This is a genomic window from Kitasatospora sp. MBT66 (genome assembly GCF_000710405.2).
GTDB lineage: Bacteria > Actinomycetota > Actinomycetes > Streptomycetales > Streptomycetaceae > Kitasatospora > Kitasatospora purpeofusca.
Genome location: NZ_JAIY01000010.1, coordinates 1,336,115 through 1,346,954, shown reverse-complemented (window position 1 = coordinate 1,346,954; position 10,840 = coordinate 1,336,115). Strand labels below are relative to the sequence as shown.

At 73.8% G+C, this 10,840-nt stretch carries 9 protein-coding genes; 2 read left to right on the top strand and 7 right to left on the bottom strand.

Annotation, left to right across the window (positions count from 1 at the left end; genetic code table 11):
- The coding region (locus BI06_RS51355) for a hypothetical protein (RefSeq protein ID WP_043472864.1) at positions 1–977 on the bottom strand (977 nt) is incomplete at its 3' end.
- Between the two features lie 333 nt (positions 978–1,310).
- On the opposite strand from BI06_RS51355, the gene BI06_RS30510 reads away from it, so the two are divergent.
- Together BI06_RS30510 and paaI are read left to right on the top strand one after the other, a co-directional pair.
- Positions 1,311–2,762, top strand: a complete 1,452-nt coding sequence (locus BI06_RS30510) for a WGR domain-containing protein (RefSeq protein WP_030397493.1) — start codon at positions 1,311–1,313, stop codon at positions 2,760–2,762.
- A gap of 231 nt (positions 2,763–2,993) precedes the next feature.
- Complete coding sequence (paaI, locus tag BI06_RS30505) at positions 2,994–3,389, top strand: hydroxyphenylacetyl-CoA thioesterase PaaI (RefSeq protein ID WP_030397492.1); 396 nt, start codon at positions 2,994–2,996, stop codon at positions 3,387–3,389.
- 57 nt (positions 3,390–3,446) lie between these two features.
- Here paaI and BI06_RS30500 read toward each other — a convergent pair whose 3' ends face one another.
- The 6 genes from BI06_RS30500 to BI06_RS30475 are packed head-to-tail and all read right to left on the bottom strand — an operon-like array spanning position 3,447 to position 10,837.
- A complete protein-coding gene (locus BI06_RS30500) occupies positions 3,447–4,700 on the bottom strand; it encodes an AMP-dependent synthetase (protein WP_030397491.1) in 1,254 nt (417 codons plus the stop codon).
- Between the two features lie 21 nt (positions 4,701–4,721).
- Complete coding sequence (locus BI06_RS30495) at positions 4,722–5,636, bottom strand: SDR family NAD(P)-dependent oxidoreductase (protein WP_082558757.1); 915 nt, start codon at positions 5,634–5,636, stop codon at positions 4,722–4,724.
- A complete protein-coding gene (locus BI06_RS30490; RefSeq protein ID WP_043472861.1) occupies positions 5,633–6,928 on the bottom strand; it encodes an MFS transporter in 1,296 nt (431 codons plus the stop codon). The genes BI06_RS30495 and BI06_RS30490 overlap by 4 nt, the downstream gene beginning before the upstream one ends.
- Positions 6,925–8,232 (bottom strand): phenylacetate--CoA ligase family protein, encoded by a 1,308-nt coding sequence (locus tag BI06_RS30485; RefSeq protein ID WP_043472858.1) that lies wholly within the window; start codon positions 8,230–8,232, stop codon positions 6,925–6,927. Before BI06_RS30485 ends, BI06_RS30490 begins: the two co-directional genes overlap by 4 nt.
- The gene (locus BI06_RS30480; RefSeq protein ID WP_043472854.1) at positions 8,229–9,329 is read right to left on the bottom strand and encodes a RimK family alpha-L-glutamate ligase; all 1,101 of its coding nucleotides are present in this window, start codon (positions 9,327–9,329) and stop codon (positions 8,229–8,231) included. Before BI06_RS30480 ends, BI06_RS30485 begins: the two co-directional genes overlap by 4 nt.
- Positions 9,326–10,837 carry a KamA family radical SAM protein gene (locus BI06_RS30475; protein WP_233290331.1) on the bottom strand — a complete coding sequence of 504 codons (1,512 nt, stop codon included), beginning with the start codon at positions 10,835–10,837 and terminating at the stop codon, positions 9,326–9,328. Before BI06_RS30475 ends, BI06_RS30480 begins: the two co-directional genes overlap by 4 nt.
- Positions 10,838–10,840 lie beyond the last annotated feature (3 nt).

The following is a 10,840-nucleotide window of genomic DNA, read 5'->3' as shown; positions in this document are numbered from 1 at the left end:
CGGCGGGCGGTGGCCAGCGCGAACAGGTCGGGCAGCGAGGAGAAGGTGCGCAGGTCCGTGCGGCCGGTGGCGGCGGCCAGGTCGGCGGCGGTGGGGCCGCTCAGATAGCTCGCGAGCTCGTGGGCGGCGTCGGGCAGCCGGTCGGCGCGCAGCGAGGCCGGGTCGACGGGCAGCCGCCAGGAGAGCTCACCGCCCTGGGCCCACTCCATCAGCCGGCGCAGCTCGTCGCCGCCGGTGAGGCCGACCGCGCTCCAGGAGCGGAGCCACTCGAAGGTCTGCGGGATCTCCAGGCAGGGCCGACGCAGGCAGTAGAGGTCGCTCCAGTACGGGTCGTTGTCGTCGTTCACCCGGAAGGTGCCGACCACCTCGGTGGCCGGGGAGGGCTTCGTACCGGGTCCGATCTCCTCCGTCAGCACGTCGCCGACCCGGATGCCGAGCTTCTCGGCCGTCAGGTCGGAGACCACGATCGGCAGCGGCCGGCCGGGGGCGACGGTCGGCCAGCGGCCCTCGGTCAGGGTGGTGTGCTCGGAGAGCCCGGCCAGGTGGCGCAGCTCCAGGCGCGGGGACGGGCCGTCGGGCCGGGACAGCTGCGGATTGCCGAGGGTCTTCGGCCGGACGCCCCGCACGCCGTACACCGGTCCGCTCGCCGAGACGCGGAACTCCCCGCCGGTGCGGGCGGTCAGTTGCGCGGCGACCGAGGCCAGGGTGGCGGAGTCGTCGCCGGGGCGCAGGTCGGATCGGCTGACCAGGCTGGTCGCGCCGATGCCGCGGTCGCGCAGGAAGTCGCGCAGGGCGGCGTCCTCGCCCCGGTCGACGCCCCGGGGGAGCCCGGCGGAGAGCAGCACCACCACGAACACCAGCACGCCGTTCAGCAGCGCCGTCCAGGGCGCGGCCCGCAGCCGGGTGCGGACCCACCGGGCGGGCCGGTGCTCGGTGCGCACCGGGGGTGCGGTGGTTGCTGCCGCCGGGCCCTGCATCCGCGTTCTCCCCGCCCCCTGCGCCCGTCCCTGCGGGCGGGCGGTCGCCGATCCCGGCCCCTGGTGACCGGATAGCGGACGATGCTGTCAGAGCGGGGGACGCTGCGGAAGGTCCGTTCGGGCAGACCGCGCGGGGCGTCCGGGCCGGGCGGGGGCCGGGTGGTTCGTCGCCGTCCGGTGCGGTCCGGCCCGCGCCGGTGGCGGCGACCCGGGACGGGGAGGGCCCGCGGGTGCCCTGTCGGTGCCGGGGGCTAGGTTCTGAGGTGTCGCCGGGCACCGCGCCCGCAGCGCCGGAACACCCCGTCACGCCCGTGCCCGGAAGGGGCCCACGCCATGTCAGCCACCGCCACCGACACGCAGTCCACGTACCTGGAGCTGTCCGAGGACGCAGGCAGCGCGCACAAGTTCTACGAGGTCCTGGTGGCCGGCGTGGACGTCACCATCACCTACGGGCGGATCGGCGAGAGCGGCCAGAGCAAGACCACCGCCTACCCCACGCCGGAGAAGGCCGCGTCGGCCGCCGCCAAGAAGATCGGCGAGAAGGTCCGCAAGGGCTACGCCCCGGCGGTGCGCGGGGTGCGCGAGCGGCGGGCGGTGACGCGACGGGCGATCGTCAGCACCCGTTCGACGGCCCGGCAGGCCCCGGTGCTGTGGCGGTTCAACTCGGGCGCGGCGGCGTTCGGCATCTTCGTCGGCGAGGAGCACGCCTGGGTGGGCAACGAGCGCGGCGACGTCTACACGCTGACCCACGACGGCGCGGTGACCGGCCGCTACGGGCTGCCGGACGGCGTCAAGTGCATCGTCGCGGACGACTGGTGGATCTACGCGGGCTGCGACAACGGCAAGGTGTACGACCTGGGCGGCAAGGTGCCGCGGGTGGCGTACGAGATAGCCGAGGACGTCGACATCTACTGGCTGGACATCCACGACGGCGTGCTCGGCGTGGCCGACGCGCGCGGCGGGATCACCACCGTCGACCACGAGGACGAGTTCCAGTGGCGGCGTTCGGCCGAGGGCACCGACGGCTGGATGGTGCGCTGCGACAACGACGGTGTGTACCACGGGCATTCGCGCGGTGTGAGCCGGTACGCGGCGCGCGGCGGCGCCCCGGTCTGGCACACCCGCACCGACGGCGAGGTGCTGTTCGGCTGGCAGGAGCGGGAGGAGGTGTTCGCCGGCACCTCGCGCGGCTCGGTGCACCGGCTGCGCAAGGCGGACGGTTCGGAGGTGGCCCGCTACCGCTGCGACGCCGCGGTGTTCTCCTGCGCGGCCTCGCCCGACGGCCGGTACGTGTTCGCGGGCGACAACCACTCCTCGGTGTACTGCTTCGACGCCGACGGCACCCGGCTGTGGAAGCTCGGCACCGGCTGCGGCTCGGCGTACAGCATGCAGTACCGCGACGGCCGGCTGTACCTGGTGACCACGGACGGTTCGCTGGTCTGCCTGGACGCGAGCGAGGCGGCGGTGCGCGCGGCCGAGGAGGGCCGGCTGCCGCAGGCCGCCGAGGTGGACGGCAGCGGCTGGACGGCGGCGGTGGCCGGCGCGGAGATCGAGTCGGTGGTCGTCGGTTCGGCGGGCGCCGCGGGCGGCATCGAGGTGGAGTGCGTGCAGGACGGCACCCGGCTGCGGGTGCGGGTGGTCTCGCCGGGCTACGACGCGACCCGCCGGGTGCAGTTCCCGAAGGACATCCGGGTGCCCGGCGCGCGGTACCTGGTGGCCGAGGTGCTGGAGTCCGGCAGCGGCTCGTTCTACCGGGCGCGGGGGGACATCAAGCGGCTGCTCTGAGTTCTCCTGACGGACTTTCCGTTCCCGTCGGGAGACCGTTGACAGCCCGTCGCGGGCCTCGGTGTAATGCGGGTGCAATACGCACGCACGGCACACCGACCGACCGTTTCGGGCTGTTACCGGGGAAAGCAGGGCGTCATGAGCGTGGACACCGTGGCTGTCGAGGATTCGTCCGGTTCGGCGGGTTCTGCGGACGGGGTGGGTGCGACGGGAACGGTGCCCAATTCCCGGATGGCCGCGCTGTACGAGCGCGACCTGACCTGCCAGGGCCTCGGGATCACGCTCGACGAGGTGTCCACCGGGCGGGCGTCGATGCGGATGACGGTGGCCCCGGCGATGGTGAACGGGCACGGCATCGCGCACGGCGGCTACCTGTTCCTGCTCGCCGACGCGGCGTTCTCCTACGCCTGCAACAGCTACGGCCCGGTGACGGTGGCGCAGGCCGCGCAGGTGACTTTCCTGGCGCCGGCGGCGGTCGGGGACGAACTGGTGGCGGAGGCGGTGGAACGCACGCGTTCCGGGCGCACCGGCATTTACGACGTGACGGTGCGGAATGCGGCCGAAAAGGTGATCGCGGAATTCCGGGGCCAGAGCGTGATGCTGGCCGGACAGCCGCACACGGCCTGAGCACCTGAGCCCGAAGGCGGGCCGGGGGGAGCGGGTTCCCCCCGGCCCACGGGCGCGTCACGCCGGCGGGCGCTCGTCCACCACCTGCTGGAGCTTGCCGGTGCGCGGGTTGGTGACCAGCTCGGCGCGGGGCACCCACTCCACCTCCAGGTCGTGGATCACCCCGGCCGCCACGTCGTCCGGGTAGAGCGGCCGGGCCCGGTACACCGCCTCGACCAGCCGCTCGGCCAGACCGGCCGGCGGCTCCTCGGTGTACCCGAGCCGCAGGACCAGCCCGTCCTTGCCGTCCCAGCGGCGCTGCACCATCTGCATCCCGGAGATCACCTGGTCCGGGTCGTGGGCGAGCAGGACGGCGCGGATCTCCTCGGTCGGCATCGCCACGGTGCCCACCCGGGCACCCTCGACCGACCGTCCGACCAGCCGGAACCGGCCGCGCTCCAGGTCGACCCACTCGGCCCGGTCGCCGGTCGGGTAGCGCAGGATCGGCATCAGGGTGCGGAACAGGTTGGTGACCACCACCCGCCCGGGCACGCCGAGTTCGGTGATCGGCTCGCCCGTCACGTCGTCGACCAGCTCCACCACCGTGCGGTTCGGGAAGGCCTCGTGCACCCGGACGTCGTCGCCGGGCACCGGCGCGCCGACCAGGCCGGCGTCCACCGAGGCGTAGCCGATTGAGGCGACGGCCGCGTTGGGGAACGCGCGGGAGAGGATCGGCCGCAGGTCGGCGAAGAGCAGGTCCCCGCCGAACAGCAGGAGTTCGATCCGCTCGGCCACCTGCCCGTGCTTGACCAGGTGCTCGGCGACGGAGCTGAGCTTCATCGGCTCGCCGGCCAGCACGTCCACGCCGAAGTCCTCGATCAGCCCGGCGATGTACGCGTCGGGCGCGGCGCCGACCGGCAGCCGGACGTTGTCCACCGGGGCGTGGTGCAGGGCGTTCTCGATGTAGAGGAAGCCGCCGTACAGCTCGCCGGCCCAGAACAGGTTGGCGACCCGGTGCCCGGGCTTGAGGCCGGCCTGGACCAGGCCCGCGCCGAAGGCGGTGACCGAGTCGGCGTGCTCGGTGCGCGACCAGGGGGAGAACTTGGGCACGCCGGTGGTGCCGCCGGTCTTGTAGACGCCGCCGTCGAGCAGCGGCCCGGTCAGCAGGCGGTTGTCCGGCCAGGAGTTGGCGGCCCAGAACGCGGTCTGCTCGATCAGCGGGAGCTGCGAGAGGTGTTCGACGCGCTCCGGCAGGTCCCGGTAGAGCTCGGCGTAGAAGGGGGAGTTGCGGCGGGCGAAGTCGATCAGTTCGGGCAGGGGTTTGGCGGGCACGGTAGGGCTCCTGACAATCGATCAGTGGGGGTCGGGTCGGCCGATCCAGGTGCGGGCGAGGGTCTGGACGGCCGAGCCGTCCGGGTCGGCGAGCTTCTGCGCCAGGTAGTCGGCGGCCCAGGCGTTGGTGGGCACCCGGAAGGCGGGCCGCTCGGCGCGCAGCGTGCGCACCACGACCTCGGCCACCTCCCGGGCCGGCTGTCCGGCGGCCTCCCAGCCCTGGCCGCCGACCCAGCCGAGGTAGTCCTCGAAGGTCGGCGCGTAGGGCCCGGAGGCCGCCCCGATGGTGCGGCGGTCGATGTCGGGGAAGATCCCGAACCGGGTGTCCGGCACGAAGCCGGGGACGACCACGGAGACCCGCACGCCGTGCGCGCCGGCCACCGGGGCGAGGCTCTCCATGAACCCCTCGACGGCGGCCTTGGCGGCGCAGTACGCCTCGTTGAACGGCTGGCCGACCACGCCGTGCACACTGCCGATGGTGACCAGCCGGCCGCCGGAGGCGCGCAGCAGCGGCAGGGCGGCGCGGCTGACGGCGATCACGCCGAAGAAGTTCACCTCCAGATTGGCCCGCAGCGCGGCGTCGGTGGACATCTCCAGCGTGGGGTCGAAGTTGGAGACCCCCGCGTTGTTGACCACCGCGTCCAGCCGTCCGTGGGCGGCGGCCACGCCGTCGACGCAGGCGGCGACGGAGGCGGCGTCGGTGACGTCGAGCCGGCGCACGTCCAGCTCGACCCCGGCCTCCTCGGCGGCCTTCCGCAGGTCGTCGGCGCGGTCCGGGTCGCGCAGGGTGGCCACGGTGGTGAACCCGGCCCGGGCGGCGGCCACGGCGGTGGCCAGGCCGATGCCGGAGGAGCAGCCGGTGACGAGCAGGACCTCGCCCGTCGGTGCGGCTGCGCCGTCGTCCCGGCCGTCCCGGACGGCGCCGTTGGCGCTCACGGCGCGCTCTCCGTCAGCTCGGGCTCGGCGTCCGCCGCCTGCGGCTGCGCCTGGCGGGCGGCGGCGTCCAGCCGGGACTGGATGCCGAGGGCGGGCAGGAAGGAGCAGGCCGCCAGCAGGGTGCCGCCGGCCATCACCCAGCGCGCCGCGTCCAGGATCCCCAGCGGATCGGTGAGCGCGGACACGGCGACGCCGCCGACCAGCGCGGCGAGCGGGATCACGCCCCAGGTGACGGTGCGGAACGCCGCGTGCATCACGCCCTGGTGCTCGGCGGACATCCGGGACTGCCGGGTGGGCGCGCTGCACACGTTGATGCAGGACATGAAGAAGCCGTAGCAGCCCATGGTCACCGCGATCACCAGGACGGCGGGCAGCGCGGGCGCGGCCAGCACGCCCAGCCCGACCAGGCAGTGCAGCAGCAGCGACCAGGCCAGGGTGCGGCCCAGGCCCAGCCGCCGGCTGATCCCGGGGGCGACCACGGCGCCGGTGAGCGCGCCGACGGCGCCGACCGACATGGCGGCGCCGAACTGGCCCACCGAGACGTCCAGGCCCCGGTAGGCGAGCACGGGCAGTACCGTGACGAAGACCGGCCCGCCGGAGTTGAGCGTGACCGCGGCCAGCACCACCCGGCGCAGCACCGGATCGGCCCAGTTCATCCGGAAGCCGGCCGTCAGCCGCTCCCAGACGGTGCCCTCGACGACCGTGCGCTCGCCCCAGGGCTGCATGTAGCGGAAGCAGGTGGCGGAGATCAGGTAGCTGGCGGCGTCCACCACCAGGGCGCCCACGCCGAGCGCGCTGTAGAGCCCGGCGGCGATCGAGGGCCCGGCCACCTCGGCGACCGAGTTGCTGCCCTCCAGCCGGGAGTAGGCGGGCACCATCCTGTCCTTGGGGACCACCGCGGGGACGGCGATCAGGTACCCGACGTTGAAGAAGATGGTGGCACCGCTGATCACGGCCACGCAGCCGAACAGCAGCGGGGTGGAGAGGAAGTCCAGCCAGTACGCGAGCGGGATCACCAGGACGGCGGCCAGCCGGAGCAGGTCGCAGACCAGCATGGTGCGGCGCTTGTCCCAGCGGTCCACCAGCACGCCGGCGATCGGGCCCAGCAGCGGGATGCCGAGGTACTGGGCCATCGCCACCACGCCGACCTGGAGGGCGGAGGCGTGCAGGACGAAGATCATCAGGGTGGGGACGACGAACACGGTGATCCGGTCGCCGACCACGCTGACGGTCTGGCCGGCCCAGAACAGGTTGAAGCCGCGCCCGAGGTCCTGCGGCTTTCGCAGCTTCACGAGGCCTCCCCAGTGGCAGTGGCGGGGGCGGCTTCGGGGGCCCCGGTGGTCCCGGCGGCATCCGCGGACTCGGCGTTCTCGGCGGCGCGGACCACCAGGGAGGCCGTCTTGCCGGTGCGGTCGTTGCTGACCAGCGCGTCGACGACCCGGACGGTGACGTGCTCGGGATCGTGCTGGAATGCGGTGCTGAGGGTGAACGTCCCGGCCAGCAGCTCGGCCCGCAGCGCCGCCGGGTCCACCCCGGCGGCCGGGTCGGCCAGCAGCAGCACCTCCACCCCGGTGGCCCGGCCGCCGTCCTCGGTGACCACCACCTGCGCCCGGGAGACCCCCGGCTCCCGCTCGGCCCGGGCGACCAGCTCGTCCACGTGCAGACCGAGGCCGCGCACCTGGACGACGTTGTCCCGCCGCCCCAGCACCCGCATCGCGGCGCCCGGCCGGCCGCACGGGCAGGTGGTCAACCCGCCCGCGTCACCGGTGCGGTAGCGCAGCACCGGGTTGAGCATCTCGGGGTCGAGGGTGGTGAAGTCCAGCAGCCCGTCCGCACCGGCGTGCACCAGCTGGGTGGGCAGCGGGTGGAAGGTGTCGGCCGGGCAGTCGGGCGTGTTGGTGCCCACCACCCAGGTCTCGGTGGAGCCGAACATGCCCCAGCGGCGGGCCCCGGGCGCTACCACCGCGAGGTCCTCCTCCAGCTGCGGCTGCCAGGCCTCGCCCAGCCACAGCACCTTGCGCAGCGAGGGCAGCTTCAGTCCGGCCGCGCGGGCGTGCGCGAACCAGAGCCGCAGCACGCTCGGGGTGCCGCCGATCGCCGTCACCCCGCGGTCGGCGAGGAAGCCCAGCCAGTCCGGGTACTCCTCGCGGGTGATCGAGCCGAGCGCGATCACCCGGCAGCCGGCCCGGTCGGCCAGCGCGGCGGCCAGGAAGTGCGCGCCCCACATCCGGCCGGCGCCCCAGGCGTTGGCGAACACGTCCTCGCGGTCGAGCACCGGCCAGTGTTCGTGCACCTTGGCCATGTAGAAGCCGGTCGGCGCGTAACCCACCTTGGGCGCGCCGGTGGAGCCGCCGCTCTGGAACAGCCAGGTGGCGGCCGTGCCGGAGCGCGGCTCCAGGTGGGCGAGGGCGGTGTTCAGGTCGTCCTTGAGCAGCGGCGGCAGCGCGGCCAGCTCGTCCAGGGTGCGGACGGCCGCCGGGCGGTCGGCGTAGCGCGGGGCGAGCGCGGGTACCGTCCGCAGCCGCTCCAGGGTGGCGGCGGCGACGGTCAGTCGCGGTTCGGCCGCGTCCGGCGGCAGGGAGAACGCGTCGGTCATCGGGTTTCCGATCGGGGGGCGGAGGTCGTCGGGGCGCGGTGCGCGAGGGGTGAGAGGAGGCTGGACGGGGCGGACGGCGCGCCGTTGGCGAGCCACTTGGCGTGGGCGTCCCGGTAGGCGGTGAACCGGGCCCGGGTGATGTCCCGCTGGAGCGCGCGGTCCGGGTCGGCGAAGTCCGGGGCGATCACGCCGTCCGGCTCCAGCTCGGAGAACCAGTACTTCTCGCCGTCGTACAGGAAGTCCACGCAGAAGAACGGGATCGCCAGCTTCTCGGCGAAGTACGCGGTGGCCTCGGCGAGTTCGGGCGGGATCGGCGGGAACTCCATCGTCCCGCCCCGGCTGGCGTTGGCCACCGGCGAGCCGGCCTCCGGCACCCGCCGCATCACCGCGTACGGCTCGCCGTCCACCACGTACACCCGGTAGTCGACGGTGCCGTCGCCCAGGTACGGCTGGGCGACGAGCGTGGTGTCGCCGCCCTGGGCGAGGCTGGCCAGGCCGCGGATGTCCTCCGGGCCGCGGGCGAGGTTGATCCCGCCGCCGCCGCACCAGCCGGAGGGCTTGACGATCGCCGGGTAGGTGAGCCGGTCGAGCGCCACCTCGTACTGGTGCTTGGCGACGTCCCGGCCGGTGCCGATCCGGATCGACGGGATCGGCGGCACCGGCGAGTCGGCCAGGTGCAGCACGGTGGCGACCTTGTCGTTGCCGATCAGCGAGACGTACGGCGGGAACGGCAGGTAGAACCCGGCCTGCTCCAGCACCGCGTACAGCGAGTACTGGTTGAAGATGTCCATCGACTGGTACGGCAGCGAGTACAGCGCGGTGACGAACAGGGTGTCCTGCGGGGTCACCGGCTCCTCGTCCACGTACACCACCGGGTGGGCCGGGTCGGTGGCGTCCACGGTGACGGCGTCCGGCGAGTGGCGGCACCAGGTGAGGCCCAGCTCCTCGGCGATCTCCTCGTAGAGGTCCCAGAAGAAGTACCGCCACATCGCGGTGGTCCGGGTCGACTCGCGGTCGGGGAAGATCCAGCACATCCGGCGCAGCGGGCCGCCGGCGGACTGCGGGGTGGTGTTCGGTGGGCTGACGGGTGTCGTCACCGTGCTGCTCCTTCCTGCGGGGCCGGTGCGGCGGCCGCGGCGTGCGCGGCCCGCTCCGTCCACCAGCGGCGGCCGGACTCGGGGAGGGTGTCCACCGGGTCGTAGTAGGGGTGGCGGCGGTCGAGCGGGTCGTCGCCGGCCGGCGCGGCGGCGCCCGAGCGGACCTCCAGCGCCGTGCGGTAGTTCTTGGTCCAGTACGAGATGCCGCGCTCGCGGTCGTAGGCCACGGCCTGGTGCACCCAGCGCTTGCCGAGCCTCGGCACGTCGCAGACCAGGCGCGGGGTGGCGTAGCCGGGCAGGTAGCCCATGATCGCCTCCTGGAGGTACTGGGCCCGGTGGACGCTGGTGCGCCAGTGCTCGGCGTTGGGGATCATGTCGCAGAGGTAGAAGTAGTAGGGCAGGATGTTCGCCTCGCCCTGGAGGGCGAAGCAGAGGTCCAGCAGGTCCTCCGGCGTGTCGTTGACGCCGCGCATCAGCACGCCCTGGTTGCGCACGTCGCGCACGCCCGCATCGAGCAGCGCCCGGGCCGCCTCGGCGACCAGCGGGGTCACCGAGCGCACGTGGTTGGCGTGGGTGTGCACGGCCAGGTTGACGGCGCGGCGGGCGGCGACCGTCGCGACCCGGTGCACGCCCTCCAGGACCTGCGGCTGGAGCCAGTGCTGCGGCAGGCCGACCACCGCCTTGCTGGCGAGCCGGATGTCGCGGACCGACTCCAGCTCCAGCAGCCGCAGCAGGAAGGACTCCAGCTGCGGCCACGGCACATTGGCGAGGTCGCCGCCGGAGACCACCACGTCGCGCACGGTCGGGGTGCGCTTGAGGTAGTCGAGCATCTGCTCCTGCCGGTGGGCCGGCCGCAGCACCAGCCGGGCCTTGGTGACCTGGGGGGTGGAGGTGCCGACCAGGTCCATCCGGGTGCAGTGCCCGCAGTACTGCGGGCAGGTGGAGACCAGTTCGGCCAGCACCTTGGTTGGGTAGCGGTGGGTGAGGCCCTCCACCACCCACATCTCGGCCTCGTGCAGCGAGTCGCGCTCGGCCTTCGGGTGGCTGGGCCACAGCGGGTGCCGGTCGGCGAGCACCGGCAGCATGTAGCGGCGCACCGGGTCGGCCAGGAACGCGGCGGTGAACGCCGCCGGGGTGGTGGGGGAGTGCGCGGCCATGGTGTTCAGCAGCTGCGGCGGCAGCAGGATCGGCATGGTCGCGAACTCGGCCTGGTCGGCGGCGAGTTGCTCGTAGAACTCGGGTGTGAGCAGATCGCCGACGACCGCCCGGAGCTGGCGCGCGTTCTTGACGCAGTGCGCGCGCTGCCACTGGGCGTCGCGCCACTGCGCCTCGGTGACGTCGCGCCAGCCGGGCAGTCGGCGCCAGTCCGGCTCCACCAGCCGGGTCCGGACGTACTGGTACGGCTGCGGGGGCGGGGCGGGTGCCGACGGTGCCGGTGCCGCCAGTGGTGGTGGTAGCGGTCCCGGTGCGGTGGCGGTGCGCGCGGGGGACACGAGGTGGTCGGTCATTCC